This is a genomic window from Chelatococcus sp. XZ-Ab1 (genome assembly GCF_029309855.1).
GTDB lineage: Bacteria > Pseudomonadota > Alphaproteobacteria > Rhizobiales > Beijerinckiaceae > Chelatococcus_A > Chelatococcus_A sambhunathii.
Genome location: NZ_JARKII010000004.1, coordinates 124,599 through 146,852, shown reverse-complemented (window position 1 = coordinate 146,852; position 22,254 = coordinate 124,599). Strand labels below are relative to the sequence as shown.

Sequence of the window (22,254 nt, the reverse complement as noted above, 5' to 3'; positions counted from 1 at the left end):
AAAGGCAAAGCTCATGACGGTTTCCCGTCGATCGTTCCTCGGTGCCTCGGCCGCGCTCGTCAGCGCCGGTGCCGTCTCTGGCCGCGCCGCGGCCGCCTCCATCCCCGAGGCTCCCACCATGAAGGAGGCGGTGACGCAGCCGCCGCTCGTGCCGACGACCGGCCCGGACTACCAGCCGGTCGTCACGCTCAACGGCTGGACGCTGCCCTGGCGCATGAACGGCGAGTGGAAGGAGTTCCATCTCGTCGCCGAGCCCGTCGTGCGCGAGCTCGCGCCGGGCATGGTGGCGCATCTGTGGGGGTACAACGGCCAGTCGCCCGGGCCGACTATCGAGGCGGTGGAAGGCGATAAGGTGCGCATCTTCGTCACCAACAGGCTGCCCGAGCACACCACGATCCACTGGCACGGACAGATCCTGCCCAACGGCATGGACGGCGTCGGCGGGCTGACGCAGTCGCACATCAAGCCGGGCAAGACCTTCGTCTACGAGTTCGTGCTGACGAAGAGCGGCACCTTCATGTACCACCCGCATGCCGACGAGATGGTGCAGATGGCCATGGGCCTGATGGGCTTCTTCGTCGTCCACCCGCGGGATCCCGCCTTCCGCCGCGTTGACCGCGACTTCGTCTTCCTCATGTCCGCCTACGACATCGAGCCGGGCGCCTATGTGCCGAAGGTGGCGGAGATGACCGACTTCAATCTCTGGACCTGGAACAGCCGCGTCTTCCCCGGCATCGACCACATCGTGGCGGCCAAGGGCGACAAGGTGCGCATCCGCTTCGGCAATCTCACCATGACCAACCACCCGATCCACATGCACGGCTACGACTTCAAGGTCTCGTGCACGGACGGCGGCTGGGTGCCGGAGGAAGCCGCCTGGCCGGAGGTGACCATCGACTGCGCGGTGGGCCAGATGCGCGCCTTCGATTTCGTCGCCGACAAGGAGGGCGACTGGGCCATCCACTGCCACAAGTCGCACCACACCATGAATGCCATGGGCCACGACCTCAGGACCTTCATCGGCGTCGACAAGAGGGAGGTGGCGAAGAAGATCAGGAAGCTCGTGCCCGACTACATGCCCATGGGCACGGCCGGCATGGCGGACATGGGCGAGATGGAGATGCCGCTGCCCGACAACACGCTGCCGATGATGACGGGCTTCGCCCAGTTCGGCGCCGTCGAGATGGGCGGCATGTTCTCGGTGGTGAAGGTGCGCGAGGGGCTGGCGCGCGATGACTACAAGGACCCGGGCTGGTTCGAGCACCCGCCCGGCACCGTCGCCTACGAATGGACGGGCGCGCCGCCCGGTGCCGAGCGCGCCACACCCGCACCGACAGAAGGCGCTGCCGAATTCCGGGCCGTGAAGCCCGGCGGCGCATCCTCCCACGGCAACCACTGACCCCGATCATCGACCCCGGAGCAGACATGAAGATCCAGACGATCCTTGCCGCCCTTGCGGCCCTTTGCATACCGGCCGCGGCGCTCGCCGACGCCGGCCATTCCCATGGCGACGAGCGCGCCTACGGCCAGCCGGGCGATCCGAAGAAGCCCGCCCGTATCGTGCAGGTGACAATGCGCGAAGCTGACGGCCGCATGGAGTTCGTGCCCCGCACCATCGAGGTGCGCAAGGGCGAGCAGGTGAAGTTCGTGCTGCGCAACAACGGCGCGATCGACCACGAGATCGTCGTCGCGACGCTCGCGGAAAACCTCAAGCATGCCGAGGAGATGCGCAAGAACCCTGACATGGAGCACGAGGATCCCAATGCCCGGCGTCTCGCCCCCAGGAAGACCGGCGAGATGGTGTGGAAGTTCACCAAGGCGGGCGAATTCGACTTCTCCTGCCTCATTCCCGGCCACCGCGAAGCCGGCATGACCGGCAAGATCATCGTCAAGTGACGAGAACCGAAGGAAGGATGACAAGGATGCGCAAATTCGCGATCGCCATAATCCCGTTTCTGTCCCTGTCCCTCGCCCCTGTCCTCGCGCTGGCGCAGGCCGCCCCTGTCGACGGTCAGGTGACGAAGATCGACCCGGCGCAGAACAAGGTCACCCTCAAGCACGGCCCGATCAAGAACCTCGACATGGATGCCATGACCATGGTCTTCGTGGTGGCCGACCCCGCCATGCTCAAGACCGTCAAGGTCGGCGACAAGGTCCGGTTCGAGGCCGACCGCATCAATGGCCGCATCACCGTCACGAAGATCGAACAGGCGAAGTGACCGCGCCATCAGGGGCGCTACCGGCGCGCCCCTTTCCGCGGCGAAGACGTCGTCGAGCGGATGCCGGGCGAGTGGTGTCTTTCGAGTGATCCCGAGTCGCGGGCGGCGCGACGCCTTGCGCAGTTTCAATCCGGCCGGCGAACGCTGATGGTCGCGCGTTCCCGACCGAGGCGGGGCTGGCATGGCCGCAATCGAATCCGGAACCCCTCGTTAGTGCTCAGGCCATAGGCCATGGGTGCATCTTAAGGAGCAAACGGCACACAGATGCGCAGGAAATGTTTGAATTGGTCATACCAATCATTCCGTTGTAAAGTAGAGTTATTTTCGAACGAAAGCGACAGCATATATTTGTATTGCCTTCCATGTAACCTTCGGAAATCCTGCGCTGCCACACCGCACAGGAGGCTGCCATGCCCGTGGGAACCGATGATGATGACAGGCTTTACGGAACCAGGTTTGCCGATGTTCTCGAAGGTCTTGGAGGCAATGACGATCTCGTCGGCTATGCCGGCGACGACAGCCTTTTCGGCGGGGATGGCAACGACCGCCTGTGGGGCGGTCCCGGCGTCGACCTGCTTGACGGCGGCGCCGGCCGCGACACGGCGGTTTATCTCTCCTCCCTCGCCGGCGTCTCGGTCGACCTGCGCCTCTCCGGACCACAGGAGAGCGCCGGCGACGCCGCAGGCGACGTTCTTGTCGGCATCGAGAACGTCACCGGCTCGCGCTTCGATGATGTTCTGATCGGCGATTCCGGGAACAACACGTTGCGCGGCGGCGCGGGGGCGGACATCATCGATGGCGGCGACGGCATGCGCGACAGGGCGAGCTACGCCTTCTCGCCCGAGGCCGTCGACGTCAACCTCGACCGCCCGGGACCGCAGATCGGCGGCGATGCCCAAGGCGACATGCTTTACAATATCGAGGACCTGACGGGCTCCAGCCATGACGACCGGCTGACCGGCAACAACCGGGACAACGTCATCAATGGCGGCGCCGGAGCCGACATGATCGACGGGCGCGGCGGTTCCGACACGGTGGAATACACCGGCTCGCCCAAGGGCGTGAACGTCGACCTGACGCGCAGCGGCCCGCAGATCGGCGGCTATGCCCAGGGCGACGTGCTGATCTCCATCGAGAACGTCTACGGCACCGAGCACGACGACTACATTGCCGGCAATTCCGGCGCCAACCGCCTGTCCGGTGGAGCCGGAAACGACGTCATCATCGGCGGGACCGGCTGGGGCTACGATCACATCAATGCCGGCACCAGCGACGACCTCGTGGTGCTGAACGGTGTAGGCCGCGCCGACGGCGGCGAGGGCATCGACCACCTCGTCCTCGACTTCCGCGCCGCGCAGACCCAACTCGCGCCGGGCCCAGGTGGCAATTGGGAGTTCGTCGGCTTCAGCGCCACCCATAATGCCGATACGGGCGAGATCTACCTGTCGAGTCTCGGCGTCGGCAAGTCGGGAGCTGCGGTCGGTTTCGAGCAGCTGACCATCGAAGGCTCGACCGGCCGCGATTCCTTCATCGGCACCCCGGGCGCCGACGTGATCCGCGGCCATGAGGGCAACGACTTCATCAGCGGCGGCGGCGGCGCCGACTTCCTCGATGGCGGCACGGGCTTCGACCGGCTCATGATCGACGAACGCGATGCGACCGACGACCTCCTCGTCGACGTTGCCTCCGGCATCATCCCCGGCGGAGCGACGGCGATCGGTTTCGAGCACCTCGTCGTCATGACCGGATCCGGCAACGATACCGTCTACGGGCTCGACGGCGACAGCGGCCTCGGCAACCTGGCCGGCGTCACGCTGACGGGCGACTATTTCCTCCTCGGCGACGGCGATGACGTCGCCTATGGCGGCGCCGGGGGCGATCGCCTCGACGGCGAAGCGGGCAATGACCGGCTGTATGGTGAAGCCGGCAACGACCATTTTTACGGCGGCGACGGCGACGACCAGCTGTGGGGCGGCACCGGGGCGGACGTGTTCAACTACGTCGGCAACGAGACCGGCTACGACCGCATCGAGGATTTCGAGGACGGCAGCGACCGGATCCGCTTCCTCGGTGGACCTCTCACGAATGTCGACGAGGTCCTCGCCGCCTCGCGCGAGGTCGACGGCGGCGTGGCGATCGACTTCGGCGATGGCGGCATCTTCATCGCCGGCATCGAGCTGTCCGACCTCGATGCCGGAGATTTCCTGTTCGGCTATTGATTCCCGGCGGGTCCGCCGGTCGGGGCACCGCGTCCTCGCGCCGGCGGAACCGGCACCTTCGTCGGCAGGGGCCGGCTGACGAGGTTCATCAGGATCTGCTCTGCCCGTCGGCCGATGGTGACCTCGCCGATCTCCGGCGTCTCGAACACCCGCTCTTCAGCCACGAGCGCGACCAGCTGGCGTGCGTTGTCGACCGTCACTTCGATGCGCCTGTAGGCCGCCACGCTCAGCGCCTGGGCCGCAATCACCTGGGCGATGAGGTCCTTGATGACGATCTTCTGTCGCATGTCCCCCTTGAAGGCCCCGTCCAGCATATTGATCGTCAACAGCATTGCCACGCCTCCCGCTTGCCCGCTGACCCTAGGAGGCCGTTTTGCCGGCGGCAGAACAAGTCAAATGCGCGCCATTTTCTTTACCGAGCGGAACCGGAGCGCCGCCGCCTGAAGGAGCCGACATGGTCGGCGCATGCCGGCCCCTGTCACGCTAGGAGGCCAAAACGTCCTCGATGCGGACCGGCAGGTTGCGCACGGATGCCGTCGCGTGGAAGATGGCATTGGCGATGGCCGGGGCCATGCCGACGAGGGCGATCTCCCCGATCCCCTTGACCCCGGGCGGATTGACGTGCGGGTCGACCTCGTCGACGAAATGCGCTTCCAGGTGCGGGATGTCGAGGTTCACCGGCATCAGGTAGTCGGCCATGTACCCAGGATCCCTTCTGGGCGCGAGGGTCTATTGGCTGCTCGTCGGCGGTGGCGTTATCGGGGTCCTCGCCCGCGCTGCGGGCTGGTGGAGCTTGCCGAGGTGCGCCGTGCACGTCGGATGCATCGTCTGGGCGCGCGGCCCCGGCCATCTCGCCGTCCTCGTCCCGACAGGCGTGAACGTCTATATTCGCGCGGGTTGCCTCGCGATGGCCGTCGGCGTCACCGGCTCGCACGGCGCTGTCCCAGTAAGTTTCCCGGGAAGCTCCCCAGGGACATCCGGCCGAATAGGCGCCGAGCCTCGCCGCGATCAACGCTCGGCAACGGGTGACCGGAGTCCGCCATGGCCAATGTCAGCCTGTTGTCGACCGCCACCGCCGTCCCGCCCTACACCCTCTCCCAGGAGGAGATCGCGCGCGCCGCCTGCGAGGTCTTCGCCCCGCAGATGCCCGACTTTGCGCCGCTCGCCGCAGTCTTCCACACGGCGGGCATCACCAAGCGCCACGTCACGCGGCCCCTCCAGTGGTTCCTCGAACCGCGCGGCTGGGCCGAGCGTAATGCGGCCTATCTCGACATGGCCTGCGACCTTTTCGTGGAAGCCGCGGCGACCGCGCTCGCGAGGGCCGGAATCACGCCACAGGATGTCGGTACCGTGGTCACCGTCTCCTCGACGGGCATCGCCACGCCCACGCTCGAGGCCCGTGTCGCCGGGCGGCTCGGGCTGCGGCCGGATATCGAACGGGTGCCACTTTTCGGTCTCGGCTGCGCCGGCGGCACCTCGGGCCTGTCGGTGGCGGCACGCCTTGCCGGCTCCCGCCCCGGCGAGATCGTGCTCATGGTGACCGTCGAGCTCTGCAGCCTCGCCTTCCGGCTCGACAAGCTGACGAAGGAAAACATCGTCGCCACCGCCCTCTTCGGCGACGGGGCGGCTGCCTGCGTCCTCGCCGCGGACCGGGACGGCCTGGCTGTCATCGAGGCCTCGGGCCAGCACACCTGGCCGGACACGCTCGACATCATGGGCTGGAAGGTCGAGACGGAGGGCCTCGGGGTCATCTTCGACCGCTCGATCCCGCCCTTCGCCGAGGAGAATGCCGCCGCCGCCATCGGTGCCGTCCTGGCGCGCGGCGGCCTGGCACTTGCGGACATCGACCGTTTCATCTGCCATCCGGGCGGCGCCAAGGTGGTCACGGCGCTGGAAGCCTCCCTCGGGCTCGCGCCCGGCAGCCTCGATGCGGAGCGCGACGTCCTCGCCGGCTACGGCAACATGTCCGCCCCCACCGTCTTCTTCGTGCTGGAGCGCATCCTCGCCCGTGGCCTGCCGTCGCGCGCCGCCCTCACCTCCATGGGACCGGGCTTTTCGGCAAGCTGCGTCGCGCTGCGCGCCGCATGACGCCGGCGATCATCATCCTCGCCCTCGTCACCGCGCAGCGGCTCGCAGAGCTGTGGCTCGCCCGGCGCAACACGCGCCGCCTCCTCGCCCGCGGCGGCCGGGAGCACGCGGCCGGCCATTATCCGCTCATCGTGCTGCTGCATGCCGCCTGGCTCGCGGGGCTCTGGTTCCTCGCCCGCGACGCCCCGGTCGCACTGCCCTTGCTTGCCCTCTTCCTTGTCCTGCAGGGGCTGCGCCTCTGGATCATCGCGACGCTCGGGGAGCGATGGACGACGCGCATCATCGTCCTGCCCCCCGGGAAGCCGCTCGTCCGCTCCGGGCCCTTCCGCTTCATGGCGCATCCGAACTACGCGGTGGTCGCGGCCGAGATTGCCGTACTTCCGCTCGTCTTTGGCCTCGGCTGGTATGCGCTCGTTTTCTCGCTGCTCAACGCCGCCGTTCTCGCCATCCGCATCCGGGCCGAGAACGCCGCCCTGCGCTCGGTCGCCTGACGGCGGCTGCCTCAGCCGACCCGCGGCAGGCTGATGACCGCCCTGAGACCGCGCTGGCGGTTGGTGAGCACGACGTCACCGCCATGATGGCGGGCGATGGCGCGGGCGATCGACAGGCCGAGGCCGACCCCGCCCGTCTCGCGGTTGCGCGAGCGCTCCATGCGGAAGAAGGGGGCGAAGACGCGCTCGACATCCTCGCGCGGGATGCCCGGCCCGTCGTCCTCGATGACGATATCGATGTTCTCGGCCGAGCGGTCGAGGTGGACACGCGCGCGCTCGCCGTAGCGGACGGCATTCTCGACGAGGTTGCGGATGGCGCGGCGGAGGGCGTCGGGCCGGCAGCGATAGCGGATCCGCGCGCCGTCGACGAAGGTGACGTCCTGGCCAAGCTCGGCGAGGTCGTCGCACAGGCTTTCCACCAGCGCCGAGAGATCGACCGTGCGCGTCGCCTCGACGGTCGCCTCCTCGCGGGCGAAGGCGAGCGTCGCCTCCGTCATGGTCTGCATCTCGCCGATCGTGTTCAGCATCTTCTCCTGCACCTCGGTGTCGGAGACGAATTCGGCGCGCAGCCTGAGCGACGTGAGAGGCGTGCGCAGGTCGTGGCCGATGGCCGCGAGCATGCGCGTGCGATCCTCGACGAAGCGCTGCAGGCGCTCCTGCATGCGGTTGAAGGCAACCGCCGTCTGGCGGATGTCGTCCGGCCCGGATTCCGGCAGCGGCGGCACGGATTCCCCGCGCCCGAGGGCCTCCGCCGCAACGGCGAGCCGGCGCATCGGCCGGGCGATGCCGCGCGCGACGAACATCGCGATGATCGACAGCACGCCGGCGGTGATGGCGAGCGAGACCATCGATTGCGAGGTCCAGATCGAGCCCGGCATGGCCTTGGCGTAGGCCGCGTTGAGCCAGGTGCCGGTATCGAGCCCCACGGCAAGCCCCATGCCATTGCCGTCGTCGAAATAGAGAAACTTCGCCGGCCGCGACAGTGGCCACGCATGGGCCGGCAGGTTGACCCAGGGGCCCGGCGCGTCTGCGGCGATGGCGGCGATGTTGCCCGCCCTCGCCTCCTCGACGCCTTGCGGCGCCGGCAGCGCCTTCGGGCGGCGCATCAGTGTCGGCAAGGGCGTGGCGAGCCGCACCTGCGCGTCGCGCTGCCAAGCGAGCGTGTCCGCCGGCTCGTCGCCCGAGATCCAGAAGCGCGTATAGGCCGTGGCGCTGGCGCTCAGGATATCGTCCTTGAGCGAAGCGGGCGTTGCCTCGAGCACGCGGGCGAGCGAGGCGGCACGGCTCAGGAACTCGCTCTTGGCCGCGGCCTTCAGCGCCTGGCTGCGCTCGTCCCAGGAGATCAGGAAGCCGATCCCCTGCGACAAGGCGAGCGCCAGCAGCATCAGGACGATGATCTGGGCAGCGAGGCTGCGCGCCCACAAGCGGCTCATGCCTCCTCCACTTCGGCAGCGAAACTGTAGCCGCCCCCCCAATGGGTCTTGATCAGCATAGGGTTCTTCGGATCGGCCTCGATCTTCTTGCGCAGGCGGCTGACCTGGTTGTCGATGCTGCGGTCGAAGCTCTCCGCGGCGCGTCCCACGGTGAGGTCGAGCAGCTGGTCACGGCTCAAGACCATGCCGACATGATCGAGAAAAGCCTTGAGCAGGCGGAACTCGGCCGTGCTCAGGGCGACCGCGACGCCATCCTCGCCCACGATCTCTCGCCGGCCGACGTTGAGGACCCACCGGTCGAAACGGAGCGTGCGCGCCTGCAACCGGTCGCGCCGCTGCGGCGGCAGGCTGTTGACGCGCCGCAGCACCGCCTTGATGCGGGCGAGCAGCTCGCGCGGGTTGAACGGCTTCGTCAGATAGTCGTCGGCGCCGATCTCGAGGCCGATGATGCGGTCCGTCTCCTCTGCCATGGCCGTGAGGAGGATGATCGGCAGGTCGGTGGTGCTGCGTAGATGCCGGCAGACGCTGAGCCCGTCCTCGCCCGGCATCATGATGTCGAGCACGACAAGATCCGGCGCGCCGCGTTCGAGCAGCCGGCGCAGCGCAGTCGCGTTCTCGGCCACGCTGATGCGATAGCCGTGCTGGGCGAGGTACTTGCCGACGAGATCACGGATGTCGCGATGGTCGTCGACGACGGCGATGTGCGGTGTCGGTTCCATGGAGCGCTCCACGCCCCCTAGATACGTTAGCCGGCTGCTGCCGCGCTCGAAAAAAGTGTAACAGAATGTACCCGCAGGCGCCCGGCAGCGGATCCGGGCCAGGCGCCGGCAGCAATCAGCCGGCACTCCGCTGTGCGTGCCGGGCAGCTCCTGCGACCCGTGGCCAGCGATACATTTCGCGACAAAAGGGGCGGGCCCGCGGCAAAGTTCTGCGACAAGCCCTGCCCATCCTGCGGCCATCGATCGGCGGCCGCCATCCAGTCTTTCCCTCGCGGCCGCGTCTCCCAAGCCCGGTATCCGGGCGCACCTGCATGAATCGCGAGAGGAAACGGATGATCGCGCGAAGGATCGCCATCGCCACCCTTACTCCCTTTTTCCTCGTGCCGCTTCCCGCCGCGGCGCAACAGGCCGCCCCCGACGGCGAGCGGCTGTTCCGCACGCGCTGCGCCTCCTGCCACAGCACCGACCCCGGGCAGAACCGCATCGGCCCGCACCTCGCCGGCGTCCTCGGCCGCGATGCGGGCAGCATCGACGGCGCCCGCTATTCGCAGGCGCTCAAGGCGGCGGACATCGTCTGGGACGAGGCCACGCTCGACAGCTATCTCGCGGACCCGCGCGGGCGCGTGCCCGGCACCACGATGACGGTCGCCCTGCGCAACGACAGCGAGCGCGCCGCCGTCATCGCCTATCTGCGCGACCTGCCGGCGGCGAAGTGAACCCGCGAACGCGGCCGCTGAATGTAACGGAATGTGTCGAGGAGCCCATTCCGTGACAGGCCGCGACAAAAGCCGTCGGCAGAGACAACGTTCTGCGACAGCTGCGCCCTAGGCTTCTCTCGTCAACCCTGGAGGAACCCATGATGAAGCACATCGCAGCGGCTGTGGCCGCCCTCGGGCTCGCCGCCTTCGCCACCGGAGCCCTTGCCCAGGGGCAGGGCTGCGCCTGGCAGGCGTCCGCCGGCGTGGACAAGGAGGCGCCGGCCCAGTCCGCCGCGGCCTCCACGGCCGACAAGAAGAGCTGATCGCGGCTCGGCCGGCACGCGCTTGTCGCCCACCGGCGCGTGCCGGCGCCCTCCGCCCTTTCGCCCGAAGGAGTTCCTCCATGGCCCGCCTGACCATCAACGGCACTCAGCGTGACATCGACGTCGAGCCCGATACGCCCCTGCTCTGGGTGTTGAGGGAACAGGCCGGGCTGACCGGCACCAAATACGGCTGCGGCGTTGCCCAGTGCGGCGCCTGCACGGTCCATATCGACGGCGTCGCCACCCGCTCCTGCGTCATGCCGGTGAGCGCGATCGAGCCCGAGCAGCAGATCGTCACCATCGAGGGCCTGTCTCCCGACGGCTCGCACCCCGTGCAGAAGGCCTGGCTCGCCCTCGACGTGCCGCAGTGCGGCTACTGCCAGGCGGGCATGATCATGGCCGCCGCCTCGCTCATCGCCCAGAACCCGAGCCCGACCGACGCCGACATCGACGCCGAGATCACCAACATCTGCCGCTGTGGCACCTACAACCGCGTGCGGGCCGCCATCAAGGCCGCGGCCGACGGCAGCGCCACGAGCAACGGCTGAGGAGGCGAACCATGACGATCGTTCAGAGCGTATCGCGCCGCAATTTCCTCGTCGGCTCTGCGGCCGCCCTCGGGGGCCTTTCCCTCGGCTTCCACCTGCCCCTACCCGGCAAAGCGCTCGCCGCCGACGCCGCGCCCGAGATCAACGCCTGGGTGGTGGTGAAGCCGGACGAGACCGTGGTGATCCGCATCGCCCGCTCAGAGATGGGCCAGGGCACCCTCACCGGCCTCGCCCAGCTCGTCGCCGAGGAGCTCGATTGCGACTGGGCGCGGGTGACCACCGAATATCCGACGCCCGGCGAGAACCTCGCCCGCAGCCGCGTCTGGGGCAACTTCTCGACCGGCGGCAGCCGGGGCATCCGGGAATCGCACGACTACGTGCGCCAGGGCGGCGCCGCCGCCCGGCAGATGCTGATCGCCGCCGCAGCCGCCGACTGGGGCGTGCCGGCCGGCGAATGCACGACCGACAAGGGCACCATCACCCATGCCGCGAGCGGCCGCTCGACCACCTACGGCAAGGTGGCGGACGCGGCCGGCCGCATGACGCCTCCCGCCGAGGTGACGCTGAAGGACCCGAAGGACTGGACCATCGCCGGCCAGCCGCTGCCGCGGCTCGACACGGCCGACAAGCTGACCGGCAAGCAGATCTACGGCACCGATCTCCAGCTCGACGGCATGCTGAACGCCGCCATCAAGGCCTGCCCGGTCTTCGGTGGCAAAGTCCAGAGCTTCGACGCGCCGGCCGTCGCCGACATGCCCGGCGTGCGCAAGGTGGTGCAGGTTGGCGAGACCGCGCTCGCCGTCGTCGCCGACACCTGGTGGCGCGCCAAGACGGCGCTCGACGCCCTGCCGATCGTCTGGGACGAGGGCCCGAACACGGGCGTCACCAGCGCCACCATCGCCGCCATGCTCGAAGAGGGGCTCGATGCGGACGAGGCCTTTATCGGCCACCAGCGCGGCAATGCGCGCGAGGCGCTTGCCGGCGCGGCGCGAATGGTCTCGGCCGTCTATGGCTTCCCCTACCAGAACCACGCCACCATGGAGCCGATGAACGCCACGGCTCTCTACACCCCCGAGAAATGCGAGGTGTGGGTGCCGACGCAGAACGGCGAGGCGAGCCTCGCGGCCGCCGCCGAGGCCTCCGGCCTACCGGTCAATCAGTGCGAGGTTTACAAGATTCATCTCGGCGGCGGCTTCGGCCGGCGCGGCATGCAGGACTACGTCACGCAGGTCGTCCACATCGCCAAGGAGTTCCCCGGCACGCCGGTGAAGCTCATCTGGTCGCGCGAGGAGGACATGCTGCAGGGGCGCTACCACCCCGTCACGCAGGGCAGGCTCACCGGCGCGCTCGATGCCGATGGCAATCTGACAGCGCTGCACATGCGCATCTCGGGCCAATCGATCCTGGCGGCCGTCATGCCCCAGCGCATGCAGGACGGTATGGATCCGCTCATCTTCCAGGGGCTCACGGTCGACAGCCCGGAAGGGCATCTCGGCTACACCATCCCGAACCTGCTCATCGACCACGCCATGCGCAACCCGCCGGTGCCACCCGGCTTCTGGCGGGGCGTCAACCTGAACCAGAACGCCATCTACCTCGAATGCTTCCTCGACGAACTCGCCCATGCGGCGGGGCAGGACCCCCTCGCCTTCCGCCGCAAGCTGATGGCGAACCATCCGAAGCATCTCGCCGTGCTCAATGCGGTGGCCGAGCGCATCGGCTGGGATGAGCCGGCGCCCGAGGGTCGCCACCGCGGCCTTGCCCAGATCATGGGCTTCGGCAGCTATGTGGCGGCGGCGGCGGAGGTCTCGGTCACGGACGGCCGGCTCAGGATCCATCGCATCGTCGCGGCGACCGATCCCGGCCACGCCGTCAATCCGGCCCAGATCGAACGGCAGGTCGAAGGCTCCTTCGTCTACGGCCTCTCGGCCTGCCTCTATGGCGAATGTACCGTGAACGGCGGACGCATCGAGCAGGAGAACTTCGACACCTACGAGGTGATGCGCATGGCAGACATGCCGGCGGTGGAGACCATCGTCATGCCCTCCGGCGGTTTCTGGGGCGGCGTCGGCGAGCCGACCATCGCGGTGGCCGCGCCGGCCGTGCTCAACGCCATCTTCGCGGCCACAGGCAAGCGCATCCGCCAGTTGCCGCTGAAGAACCACTCGCTCGTGTGAGCGGTGGCGTCCGTGGCCACCACGCGCCATCGCCGCCTGATGCGTGGAGGGCTTGCCCTCCTCGCCGCCCTCTGGGCCGCAAGCCCCCACGCGGCCCAGAGGGCGCCGCTGCCGGCACCGGCCGGCGCCACCGCCTGTTCGGGCTGCCACGCGCCCGCGGGCAACGGCCCGGTCCCGGGCCTTGCCGGCCGGCCCGCCGCCGAGATCGCGGACGCCATGGCGGCCTTCCGCAACGGCGAGCGGCCGGCCACCGTCATGGATCGCATTGCGAAGGGCTTTTCGGATGAGGAAGCGCGCGCCATCGCCGAGTGGATCGCGGCCGGGCCTTAGCACGCTCAGCCGCAGGACCGTTGTGGCCGGGCTCGCCACCGGCGCTGCCGCGCTCGCGGCCCCGCGCGTTCTCGCCCAGGCCCCGCCCCATGTGGCCGTCGTCGGCGGCGGCTTCGCGGGGGCGAGCGCGGCCCGTGCGCTGAAACGACAGGGCGCGGATATCCGCGTCACGCTCGTCGAACCCAAGGCCCGCTACACCGCCTGTCCATTCAGCAATGCCGTTCTCGCCGGCCTGCGCGATCTCGATGCCCAGTATTTCGGCTATGACGGACTGCAGCGCGACGGCATCGACGTCGTTGCCGCGAGCGCAACCGCGATCGATGCCGAAGCCCGCCGGCTGCGGCTCGACGACGGTTCCGACCTCGCTTTCGACCGCCTCATCCTCGCGCCCGGCATTGACCTGATGCTCGATGCGATTCCCGGCTATGGCGCCTTGGGCGCGGAGGTGATGCCGCATGCCTGGCAGGCCGGCGAGCAGACGGCGCTGCTGCGCCGGCAGCTCGAAGCCATGGACGACGGCGGCCTCGTCGTCATCGCGGCGCCGGCCAATCCGTTCCGCTGTCCGCCCGGCCCCTACGAGCGGGCGAGCCTCGTCGCCCATTACCTCAAGGCGCACAAGCCGCGCTCCAAGCTCCTCATCCTCGACGCCAAGGACACTTTCTCGAAGCAGCGCCTCTTCGAGGAGGCCTGGGAGCAGCTCTATCCGGGCCTGATCGAATGGGTCTCGCTGTCCTTCGGCGGTCGGGTGACGGAGGTCGACGCCGCAACGAAGACGCTGACGACCGAGTTCGGCAGCCATCAGGCTGCCGTCGCCAACGTCATCCCGCCGCAACGCGCCGGCGCCATCGCCGCGGCCGCCGGCGTCGCCGACCGCACCGGCTGGTGCCCGATCGATTCCGTCACCTTCGAATCCCGGCTCCGGCCCGGCATCCACGTCATCGGCGATGCGGCCATCGCCGGCGCCATGCCGAAATCCGCCTTCTCGGCCAATGCCCAGGCCAAGGCCTGCGCCGCTGCCGTTGCCACCCTGCTTGCGGGCGGGCAGCCGGCTGCGCCGAAGCTCATCAACACCTGCTACAGCCTCGCCGCGCCCGACTACGGCATCTCCATCGCCGGCGTCTACGAGCCGCGCGAGGGCCTTCTCGCCGAAGTCGCGGGCGCCGGCGGCGTGAGCCCGCTCGATGCCTCCGCCGATGTCCGCGCCAGCGAGGCGGCCTATGCGGAAGCCTGGTTCGACACCATCACGGGCGAAGTCTTCGGATGAGGTGGTGGAACGGCCTCTGCGTGCTTGCGATGCTCGCCCCCTCTGCGGCGGCCGAGCCGCAGCGGCCCTACGTGGTGGAGGGGGACGCCATCACCCGCTCCCTCACCGGCCGCCCCGGCGATGCGGAGAACGGCCGGCGCCTCGTCATGGACCGGCACAGGAGCCTGTGCGTGCTCTGCCATGCCGCACCCCTGCCCGAGCCGCACCTGCACGGAACCCTGGCGCCGACGCTCGCCGGCGCCGGCAGCCGCCTGAACGAAGGGCAGATCCGTCTGCGCATCGTCGACATGAAACGGCTCGTCCCCGACAGCATCATGCCGGCCTATTATCGCACCGACGGACTCACGCGGGTCGCCGCCTCGTTCCGCGACCGGCCGATCCTGACGGCCGAGGAGATCGAGGACGTCGTCGCCTTCCTCGTCACGCTGAAGGAGTGAGCCATGCGGGACAAAGCGACCACCAGCGGCCTCCGCCGGCGCGATCTCGTCGCCGGCAGTGCCGTGCTGGCCCTGACGCTCGTCGCGCCGCGCGCTGCCCGCGCCCGCCCGACGCTGGAGGAGGCCATCCGCACCTTCACCGGCGGCGCCGACGTGAAGACCGGCCGGGTGCAGCTCGCGGTGCCGCCGCTCGTCGAGAACGGCAATTCGGTCGGCCTCTCGGTCAAGGTCGAGAGCCCGATGAGCGAGACCGACCACGTGCGGCGCATCGCCCTGTTCAACGAGAAGAACCCGCAGGCGGATGTCGCGGTGTTCCACATCGGCCCACGGACGGGGCGAGCCGAAGTCGCCACGCGCATCCGCCTCGCCACCTCCCAGACCGTGGCGGCCATCGCCGAGATGAGCGACGGCAGCTTCTGGTCGCATCGGGCCGACGTGATCGTGACGCTGGCCGCCTGCGTCGAGGACCTCCTATGACCCGCGCCCTCATCAATGCGCCGAAGACGGCGCGCCGCGGCGAGATCGTCGAGATCCGCGCCATGCTCGCCCACCCGATGGAGACCGGCTTCCGCACGGGCACCATGGGCAAGACGATCCCGCGCGATATCATCAACCGCTTCGTCTGCACCTGGAACGGCGAGGAGATCTTCTCCGCCGACCTCTTCCCCGCGATCGCGGCCAATCCCTATCTCGCCTTCACCGCGGTTGCGACCGACAGCGGCACCATCGCCTTCGCCTGGACCGGCGACGACGGCGAGACGCGCACGGCCGAGACGGAGATCACGGTGACATGACGGGGCGCGCGCCGCGTCTCCTCGCCGGCCTCCTTGCCGCCTGCCTTGCCGGCTCCTCGGCCCCTGCCGCCGACGTGGCCGACAAGCGCTCGGGCACCGACTTCATGAGCCCCGAGAACCGCGCCATGCAGGCGGACGACATGAGCAATCCCGGCATGTTCGCCGTCCTCGACGGGGAGCAGCTGTGGAACCGCCCGGAAGGCGCGAACGGGCGCAGCTGCGCCGGCTGCCACGGCGAGGCGGCGACGAGCATGCGCGGCGTCGCCGCCCGCTACCCTGCGTTCAACGAAAGAAGCGAACGCCCCATCGATCTTGCCGGCCGCATCGGCGAGTGCCGCCGGGCGCGGCAGGAGGCATCGCCCCTGCCGCACGAGAGCCCGGAACTCATCGCGCTGACGGCCTATGTCGCCCACCAGTCGCGCGGCATGCCGATCAGCCCGCCGCAGGACGAGCGGCTGGCCCCGTTCCGCGACAACGGCCGCCGGCTCTACGAACGGCGCATCGGCCAGCTCGACCTCTCCTGCGCCTCCTGCCACGACGCGCGCTCGGGCGAGCGGCTCGGCGGCAGCGTCATGCCCCAGGGCCACCCGACGGCCTACCCTCTCTACCGGCTGGAATGGCAGGCCGTCGGCTCCCTGCAGCGGCGCCTGCGCAACTGCATGATCGGCGTGCGCGCGGAAGCCTTCGCCTTCGGCGCGCCGGAGATCGTCGAGCTCGAGCTCTATCTCATGGAGCGCGCGGCGGGCCTGCCCCTGGAGACGCCGGGCGTGCGCCCCTGAGGAAATGTTTGTCGAGATGTCGCAAGCCCGGGAGCCGACACGTCCTGTGACAAAATCGGCCCCTGACGGGCAAAGTTCTGCGACGGCAGGCGCCGACAATGCGGCCGCTTCATCACCGAGGAGCCGTCATGAGCAGCCGCCTGCCCTTTCACGACGACGAGGCGTTCGCGAGCTGGTCCGAGATCAGCGACCATCTCGCCGCCAACCCCGTCGACACCGTGCTCAACACGCTCGTTCTCCTCAGCGTCGCCGTCCTCTTCGTCGTTGGTCTCTTCGCGGGCCCCAAGAGCGACTGGAGCCCGGCCCACGCGGAGCCGGCGAGCTTCTTCGGCCCCGCCAAGACCGACGAGAGCTGGCGGCCGGCGCCGAACAAGCAGGAACTCCTGTCATGGTCGTGCGAGGGCCGGTCCCCGCTCACGATCTGAGGAGACTGCGCCCGCCGGCCCCGTCAGCAGGTGACGAGGTCCGTGTGCCCGAAGCCCCTGGAATAGTCGAGCACCGAGATGACTGTCGGCGTCAGCCGGAAGATGCGCACGTCGTCGGGCGTCGGCATGGGAAACGGCAATGGCCCCTGCTCGGGATATTTCAGCGGCAGGAGGCCGAGAACCTTCTCGGCTTCGGCCCGATCCGTCACGGGATGGGCATGGGCCGCCATGGAGAGACCCGAGATCGCCATCAGGTCCGACGTGTCGTGGTCGATCGTCAGCGACACGCGGTCGTCGGCGGCGAGGTTCGCCGCCTTCTGGCTGTCGGGTCCGCAGAGGAAATAGAGCGTGAGGCCGTCGTTCACATAGCCGACCGTCGTCGCCTGGGGCCAGCCGTCCGGCCTGAGCGTGGCGACCGTCATGATGCGATGCTCGTCGAGCAAGGCCAGTATCGTCTTCCTGATCGCTTCGTCCATCGATCGCCTCCCGCGCTGAAGGGCACCGGCGACGAACGAGCGTAACGGCCGCGCCGCCTCTCGCCTTGACCGGCATCAACCGGAATGCGCGGCTCGCGGCATCAGCTGATCACCCGCGCCACGCGGGCACTCGGCATAGGGATCGTGGGCGTAGCTGTGCGGCGTGAAGGCGAAGCCCACCTCTTCAAGCATCTTCGTCGCGGGCGTCGCCTTCGCTATCCTGGTCTCCTGTAGCCGTCGGGGCGCCATTCGGCCTGTCCTTCTCGCGGCCGGTGGCGAGCCTTGCCCGAACCAGGCTGGCCGCCGCCGCGCCGGCTGCCTCCATATAGCCGGGATCGCGGTGGAGCAGCACGACGGAGAAGGCCCCGTCGATGAGCAGGATGACCTGCCGCGCGAGCTGCCGGGCATCCGGTCCCTCGATGCCGGCCTCCACGAACACGCCGCACAGCCAGTCCTCCACCCGCTTCTTGTGCGCCCGGCCGGCGACGATGGCCGGGTGGCCCGGCATGTTGATGAGCTCCACCGACGTGCGCAGGAAGCCGCAGCCCTTCCACTTCGGGTGGCGCGCCGAGCGGGCGAGGTTCTGGAAGATCGCCTCCACTCGGTCGGCCACATCGCCCTTGGCCTCGTCGAACCATTGCCTGAACACGACGAGATTGGGCTGGTCGCGGGTCTCCAGATAGGCCGCGATCAGATCGTCCTTGCTGCGGAAGTGATAGTAGAGCGTGCGCTTGGTGACGCCGGCCTTCGCTGCGACGGCATCGACGCTGACGGCGCGGATCCCTTCGCCGTGGAAGAGCTTCACCGCCGCCTTGATGATGCGCTCGCGCGTCGTCACCGACCTTTCGCCCATAGCCCAATGTATACCGGCCAGTGAATATACACAACGCGCCCCGCCCCCTATCCTCCCGGCATGAACGAGCGAGCCCATTTTCCTTCTGTCGAGGACGGCGAGGCCTGCGAGATCGTCTGCACGGACGGCGTGCGGCTCGGCGCGCGCCTCTGGCCGGCGCGCGCGGACAGCGCCGGAAGCGTCATCATCAATCCGGCCACGGGTGTCCTCGCGCGCTATTACCACCGCTATGCCCGCTTCCTCGCCGGGCAGGGCTTCGAGGTGCTGACCTACGACTACCGCGGCATCGGCGCATCGCGGCCCCAGAAGCTGAAGGGCTGCGGCTACCGCTGGCGCGACTGGGGCGAGCGCGATATGGATGCCGCCATCCGCCTGATGCACGCCCGCCGGCGGACGGGACCGCTGATGGTGGTCGGCCACAGCATCGGCGGCTTCGTGCCCGGCCTTGCGCGCAGCGCCCCGCTCATCGACCGGATGCTGACCGTCGGCGCCCAATATGCCTGGTGCGGCGATTATGCGCCGGAGCGGCGCCTCGCCCTGTTCCTCAAATGGCATATCGCCATGCCGGCCCTGACGGCCGCCTGCGGCTATTTCCCCGGCCGCCGCCTCGGCTGGCTGGAGGACCTGCCGGCCGGCGTTGCCACCGAGTGGAGCTTCCGCCGCCCGCGTTTCGAGCTGAGCCATCCGCGGTCCGAGCGGCCCGACGTCCTCGCCCGCATGGCGGCGGTGACGGCGCCGATCCTCGCCGTCACCATGGCGGACGACGAATTCGGCACCGTGCCGGCGATTCGCCGCGCGCTCGGCTATTATGCCGGCGCCGCACGAACCGCCGTGCGTCTCGCCCCCGCCGATTACGGCCGCGAGGCCATCGGCCATTTCGGCCTGTTCCACGACAGCCACGCCTCGGGCTTGTGGCTCGACACGCTCCTGTGGCTGCGCGAAGGCCGCAATCCCTGGCCCGGACGTGTCATTGCGGTCTGAACCGGCGCTGCGTCAGACGCCTTCCCAGGCCCCGCTTTTCGCCGACCGGTAGAGCGCATCGAGGATGCGCATGTTGGTGACGGCATCCTCGATGCCGGCCGCGAGCGGCGCGACGCCCCGCACGGCCCGGGAGAAGGCTTCGCCCTGCAGTGTGTACTGGTCGCACGGCGCGATCGCCACGAAACGCGCCGCTGCATCGTCATGCGCAGCGCCGCTGTCGACGAGGATGCGCGTGCCCTCCCCCTGCGGTGCATTGAAAGGAATGCGGATCTCGATGCGCCCCTTAGTGCCGAGCACCTCGACGCGCTGGAAGGGCACGAGCTGGGTCGAGACCGAGAAGACGAGCTGGCGTCCGCCGCCGAAATCGGCGAGGCCGCTCGACAGACGGTCGGTGCAGAAGGTCGGGTCGCGCTCGAGAAGGCTGACGACGCGCTGCGGCTCCGCCTCGAACAGGAAGCGCCCGCTGACAACGGCATAGCAACCGATGTCGTAGAGCGCGCCGCCGCCGATCTCCGGCATGTTGCGGATATTGGCCGGGTCGGCATTGAAATAGGAAAAGAGCACGTTGACGAGGCGTAGCTCGCCGATCTCGCCGGCGCGGACCATGTCGTGCACGGCGAGCCACTGCGGGTGATGGCGGATCATGAAGGCCTCGGCGACGAGGACCTTGTCCGCCACCGCCTCGAGCTGCCGTGCCTCCGCGGCGTCGAGCGCGATGGGCTTCTCGCACAGCACATGCTTGCCCGCCGCCGCCGCGGCGAGCGTCAGCGGCACGTGCAGATGGTTGGGCAGCGGGTTGTAGACGGCCTCGATCTCCGGATCGGCCAGAAGCTCCTCGTAGGAGCCGTAGGCTCGCTCGATGCCGAGCGCCGAGGCCATGGCGCGGGCCGCCTCGAGATCGCGCGAAGCGACCGCGACCACCTTGCATGACGGGCTCTTCATCATGGCGGGCACGACCTTCTCCCGGCCGATCCTGGCCGTGCTCAGGATGCCCCAGCGAACAGGCTCCACAGACCCATCTCCCTTACTGGCCACCCGCGCGTCAGGCTGCGCTCGCCGTCTCCGGCAGCCCCTTCCACAGCGCGCCGGCGGCATCTTCCTCGAGGACCGGCGGACGGTCCAGCGCCGTGGCGATGGCGATCGCCTGCCCGGTCGCGGCGGATTCGAGGATGCGGTGCATCACCTCGAGCACGTGCAGTGCGAGCCGTCCCGTCGAGCGGTGGGGTGTGCCGGCGAGCGCGGCGCTGGCGAGATCGGCAAGGCCGAGTGCCCGATAGTTGGCGCGGTCAGGCATCTCCGGCGGCCAGTTGGGCGCACGCCAGTTGGGTGCCCCGAGCGCCAGGGCGCCGGCATCGTGGCTCCGCCACTCACCGCCACGCTCGGTGGTCTCGACCACGCCCCCGAAGAAGTTCGGGTCCGGCACGCGCATGGAGCCTTCGGTGCCGTAGAGCTCGATGGCGGGATGGCCGTGCTTCCACACATCCCAGCTCATGGTGAAGGTCACCTGGGCGCCGGAGACGAATTCGATCAGCGCCATGACGCTCGTCGGCGTCTCGACGGTGATGCGCTCGCCCTTGCGCGGCGATTCAGCCGTCACGACCCGCTCGGGAAAGCCGATGCTCGCCATGGCGAAGACCCGGGCCACAGGCCCCACGAGATTGATGAGCGCGGACAGGTAATAGGGCGCCATGTCGAGGATCGGCCCGCCGCCCGGCTTGAAGAAGAACTCCGGATCCGGATGCCAGTGCTCCATGCCGTGCGACATCAGGAAGGCGGTGCCGGACAGGATCCGTCCCACCGCGCCTTCATCCACCAGCTTGCGGGCGAGCCGCCCGCCCGCGCCGAGAAAAGTGTCCGGCGCGCAGCCGAGTAAAAGCCCGCGGGCCTCGGCTTCGTCGACGAGCTTGCGCCCCTGCTCGAAATCGACCGCGAGCGGTTTCTCCGAGAAGACGTGCTTGCCGGCCTGGAGCGCCGCGAGCGAGACGCCGAAATGCGCGGCGGGAACGGTGAGGTTGACGACGAGGTCGATATCCTCGCTGGCGAGGAGTTGGTCCACGCTCATCGCCTCGATGCCGGCAGAGGCGGCCTTCGCCTGCGCCACCTCCGGCCGCATGTCGGCGCAGGCGCGCAGGGTGAGGCCGCGATAGGCGAGGATGTTCTTCAGATAGATGCCGGAGATGACGCCGCAGCCGACGATGCCGACGTTGAGACTGGCCATGGCGATCACCCTTCGATGCCGTTGAGGAAGGCGAGGCTCGCCCGGGCCGTGCGGGCGGGATCGGCCGGCTTGTCGTGCTCCACCACCATCCATCTTGCGCCCGCCGCCCGGCAGACGCGCCACAGGTCGCGCCAGTCGAGAACGCCTGCGCCGACATCGGCCCAGCCGTCCTGATCCTCGTTCTGTCCGGCCGGCGCGATATCCTTGACATGGGCGGCGGTGATCCGGTTGCGGTAGCGCTCGATCCAGGGCTTCGGGTCGACATGGCCGCGCACCAGCCAGGCGACGTCCACCTCCCACGTCAGCGGGCTCGCGCCGGCGCCCTCGAAGAGAAGTTCGAGGGCCGTCGTCGGCCCCGCCTTCGGCTGCAGCTCCCAATGGTGGTTGTGATAACCGAGGCGGATGCCCTCCTTCGCGAAGCGCTCGGCCATCTGCCCGAGCTCGCGGCCTACGGCACGCCAGCCGTCGGCTGCCATGTCCCGGTCTTCCGGCGGCACCGCCGGCATGTAGAGATCGGTGATGCCGAGGGTGCGGCAGGCCTCGACGACGGCCTCCGGCCGCTCGCGCAGGGCCGCGAGGCTGACATGGCTCGACGAGGCGGCGAGCCCACGCGCGTCGAGCTTGGCCTTGACGCGCGCGGCGTCGTCGAGCTGGGAGCCGACGGTCTCCACCCGGCGGTAGCCGGCCTCGGCCGCCACATCGAGGATACGGTCGAGGTCTTCGAGCGAGCGCAGGGTGTAGAGCTGGATCGACAAGCAATCGGTGACGGACATGAGAGCCTC

Annotated in this window: 26 protein-coding genes and 1 pseudogene; 18 read left to right on the top strand and 9 right to left on the bottom strand. The window is 69.0% G+C overall.

Annotated elements, in window-relative coordinates; translation table 11 throughout:
• Positions 1 to 13: 13 nt before the first annotated feature.
• From P2T65_RS08475 to P2T65_RS08460, 4 genes are all read left to right on the top strand, one after another.
• The gene (locus P2T65_RS08475; RefSeq protein ID WP_276199582.1) at positions 14 to 1,399 is read left to right on the top strand and encodes a multicopper oxidase domain-containing protein; all 1,386 of its coding nucleotides are present in this window, start codon (positions 14 to 16) and stop codon (positions 1,397 to 1,399) included.
• A 26-nt stretch (positions 1,400 to 1,425) separates the two neighbouring features.
• On the top strand, positions 1,426 to 1,896 hold the full coding sequence (locus P2T65_RS08470) for a cupredoxin family protein (RefSeq protein ID WP_071923804.1): 471 nt from the start codon (positions 1,426 to 1,428) through the stop codon (positions 1,894 to 1,896).
• Positions 1,897 to 1,922: 26 nt separating this feature from the next.
• Positions 1,923 to 2,219, top strand: coding sequence for a copper-binding protein (locus P2T65_RS08465; RefSeq protein ID WP_055458240.1), 297 nt, complete (start codon positions 1,923 to 1,925; stop codon positions 2,217 to 2,219).
• A 410-nt stretch (positions 2,220 to 2,629) separates the two neighbouring features.
• The gene (locus P2T65_RS08460) at positions 2,630 to 4,438 is read left to right on the top strand and encodes a calcium-binding protein (RefSeq protein WP_276199581.1); all 1,809 of its coding nucleotides are present in this window, start codon (positions 2,630 to 2,632) and stop codon (positions 4,436 to 4,438) included.
• On the opposite strand, the gene P2T65_RS08455 is transcribed toward P2T65_RS08460, so the two are convergent.
• Both P2T65_RS08455 and P2T65_RS08450 read right to left on the bottom strand, forming a co-directional pair.
• Complete coding sequence (locus P2T65_RS08455) at positions 4,432 to 4,770, bottom strand: hypothetical protein (RefSeq protein ID WP_055458242.1); 339 nt, start codon at positions 4,768 to 4,770, stop codon at positions 4,432 to 4,434. The genes P2T65_RS08460 and P2T65_RS08455 overlap by 7 nt on opposite strands.
• Before the next feature lie 151 nt (positions 4,771 to 4,921).
• Positions 4,922 to 5,140, bottom strand: a pseudogene (locus P2T65_RS08450) (hypothetical protein); the annotation flags it as partial.
• 339 nt (positions 5,141 to 5,479) lie between these two features.
• Between P2T65_RS08450 and P2T65_RS08445 the strand changes: the two are divergent.
• Together P2T65_RS08445 and P2T65_RS08440 are read left to right on the top strand one after the other, a co-directional pair.
• The gene (locus P2T65_RS08445; RefSeq protein WP_063186414.1) at positions 5,480 to 6,526 is read left to right on the top strand and encodes a 3-oxoacyl-[acyl-carrier-protein] synthase III C-terminal domain-containing protein; all 1,047 of its coding nucleotides are present in this window, start codon (positions 5,480 to 5,482) and stop codon (positions 6,524 to 6,526) included.
• Positions 6,523 to 7,017, top strand: a complete 495-nt coding sequence (locus P2T65_RS08440) for an isoprenylcysteine carboxylmethyltransferase family protein (protein ID WP_063186413.1) — start codon at positions 6,523 to 6,525, stop codon at positions 7,015 to 7,017. Before P2T65_RS08445 ends, P2T65_RS08440 begins: the two co-directional genes overlap by 4 nt.
• An 11-nt stretch (positions 7,018 to 7,028) precedes the next feature.
• On the opposite strand, the gene P2T65_RS08435 is transcribed toward P2T65_RS08440, so the two are convergent.
• Positions 7,029 to 8,450, bottom strand: coding sequence for an ATP-binding protein (locus P2T65_RS08435; RefSeq protein WP_055458246.1), 1,422 nt, complete (start codon positions 8,448 to 8,450; stop codon positions 7,029 to 7,031).
• Positions 8,447 to 9,169, bottom strand: a complete 723-nt coding sequence (locus P2T65_RS08430) for a response regulator (RefSeq protein WP_055458247.1) — start codon at positions 9,167 to 9,169, stop codon at positions 8,447 to 8,449. The genes P2T65_RS08435 and P2T65_RS08430 overlap by 4 nt, the downstream gene beginning before the upstream one ends.
• 332 nt (positions 9,170 to 9,501) lie before the next feature.
• Between P2T65_RS08430 and P2T65_RS08425 the strand changes: the two genes are divergently transcribed.
• From P2T65_RS08425 to P2T65_RS08375, 11 genes are all read left to right on the top strand, one after another.
• On the top strand, positions 9,502 to 9,885 hold the full coding sequence (locus tag P2T65_RS08425) for a c-type cytochrome (protein WP_055458248.1): 384 nt from the start codon (positions 9,502 to 9,504) through the stop codon (positions 9,883 to 9,885).
• Between the two features lie 140 nt (positions 9,886 to 10,025).
• Complete coding sequence (locus P2T65_RS08420) at positions 10,026 to 10,190, top strand: hypothetical protein (protein ID WP_019404345.1); 165 nt, start codon at positions 10,026 to 10,028, stop codon at positions 10,188 to 10,190.
• Between the two features lie 80 nt (positions 10,191 to 10,270).
• Positions 10,271 to 10,738, top strand: a complete 468-nt coding sequence (locus P2T65_RS08415) for a (2Fe-2S)-binding protein (RefSeq protein WP_055458249.1) — start codon at positions 10,271 to 10,273, stop codon at positions 10,736 to 10,738.
• Between the two features lie 11 nt (positions 10,739 to 10,749).
• A complete protein-coding gene (locus P2T65_RS08410) occupies positions 10,750 to 12,915 on the top strand; it encodes a molybdopterin cofactor-binding domain-containing protein (protein WP_276199580.1) in 2,166 nt (721 codons plus the stop codon).
• Positions 12,916 to 12,954: 39 nt separating this feature from the next.
• Positions 12,955 to 13,245 (top strand): c-type cytochrome, encoded by a 291-nt coding sequence (locus P2T65_RS08405; protein ID WP_055458491.1) that lies wholly within the window; start codon positions 12,955 to 12,957, stop codon positions 13,243 to 13,245.
• A gap of 22 nt (positions 13,246 to 13,267) precedes the next feature.
• Positions 13,268 to 14,509 carry an NAD(P)/FAD-dependent oxidoreductase gene (locus P2T65_RS08400; RefSeq protein WP_276199579.1) on the top strand — a complete coding sequence of 414 codons (1,242 nt, stop codon included), beginning with the start codon at positions 13,268 to 13,270 and terminating at the stop codon, positions 14,507 to 14,509.
• Entirely contained in the window at positions 14,506 to 14,946 is a 441-nt protein-coding gene (soxX, locus tag P2T65_RS08395) for a sulfur oxidation c-type cytochrome SoxX (RefSeq protein WP_276199578.1), read from the top strand. Before P2T65_RS08400 ends, soxX begins: the two co-directional genes overlap by 4 nt.
• A gap of 3 nt (positions 14,947 to 14,949) precedes the next feature.
• Positions 14,950 to 15,423 carry a SoxY-related AACIE arm protein gene (locus P2T65_RS08390; protein WP_276199577.1) on the top strand — a complete coding sequence of 158 codons (474 nt, stop codon included), beginning with the start codon at positions 14,950 to 14,952 and terminating at the stop codon, positions 15,421 to 15,423.
• Complete coding sequence (gene soxZ / locus P2T65_RS08385; protein ID WP_063186403.1) at positions 15,420 to 15,740, top strand: thiosulfate oxidation carrier complex protein SoxZ; 321 nt, start codon at positions 15,420 to 15,422, stop codon at positions 15,738 to 15,740. The genes P2T65_RS08390 and soxZ overlap by 4 nt, the downstream gene beginning before the upstream one ends.
• A complete protein-coding gene (gene soxA / locus P2T65_RS08380; protein WP_276199576.1) occupies positions 15,737 to 16,519 on the top strand; it encodes a sulfur oxidation c-type cytochrome SoxA in 783 nt (260 codons plus the stop codon). Before soxZ ends, soxA begins: the two co-directional genes overlap by 4 nt.
• A gap of 128 nt (positions 16,520 to 16,647) precedes the next feature.
• A complete protein-coding gene (locus P2T65_RS08375) occupies positions 16,648 to 16,944 on the top strand; it encodes a hypothetical protein (protein WP_055458256.1) in 297 nt (98 codons plus the stop codon).
• A 23-nt stretch (positions 16,945 to 16,967) separates the two neighbouring features.
• Here P2T65_RS08375 and P2T65_RS08370 read toward each other — a convergent pair whose 3' ends face one another.
• Complete coding sequence (locus P2T65_RS08370; protein WP_019404355.1) at positions 16,968 to 17,420, bottom strand: pyridoxamine 5'-phosphate oxidase family protein; 453 nt, start codon at positions 17,418 to 17,420, stop codon at positions 16,968 to 16,970.
• Between the two features lie 184 nt (positions 17,421 to 17,604).
• On the bottom strand, positions 17,605 to 18,273 hold the full coding sequence (locus P2T65_RS08365; protein WP_063186399.1) for a TetR/AcrR family transcriptional regulator: 669 nt from the start codon (positions 18,271 to 18,273) through the stop codon (positions 17,605 to 17,607).
• Between the two features lie 60 nt (positions 18,274 to 18,333).
• Here P2T65_RS08365 and P2T65_RS08360 point away from each other — a divergent pair, with 60 nt between their 5' ends.
• Entirely contained in the window at positions 18,334 to 19,254 is a 921-nt protein-coding gene (locus P2T65_RS08360; protein ID WP_063186397.1) for an alpha/beta fold hydrolase, read from the top strand.
• A 12-nt stretch (positions 19,255 to 19,266) separates the two neighbouring features.
• On the opposite strand, the gene P2T65_RS08355 is transcribed toward P2T65_RS08360, so the two are convergent.
• Genes P2T65_RS08355 through P2T65_RS08345 form a run of 3 tightly spaced genes read right to left on the bottom strand, consistent with a single transcriptional unit; the run spans position 19,267 to position 22,245 of the window.
• Entirely contained in the window at positions 19,267 to 20,265 is a 999-nt protein-coding gene (locus P2T65_RS08355; protein WP_063186395.1) for a Gfo/Idh/MocA family oxidoreductase, read from the bottom strand.
• Between the two features lie 31 nt (positions 20,266 to 20,296).
• On the bottom strand, positions 20,297 to 21,472 hold the full coding sequence (locus tag P2T65_RS08350) for a Gfo/Idh/MocA family oxidoreductase (RefSeq protein ID WP_063186525.1): 1,176 nt from the start codon (positions 21,470 to 21,472) through the stop codon (positions 20,297 to 20,299).
• Between the two features lie 5 nt (positions 21,473 to 21,477).
• Positions 21,478 to 22,245: a sugar phosphate isomerase/epimerase gene (locus P2T65_RS08345; RefSeq protein WP_071923792.1), complete on the bottom strand. Its 768-nt coding sequence runs from the start codon at positions 22,243 to 22,245 to the stop codon at positions 21,478 to 21,480.
• Positions 22,246 to 22,254: the final 9 nt, after the last annotated feature.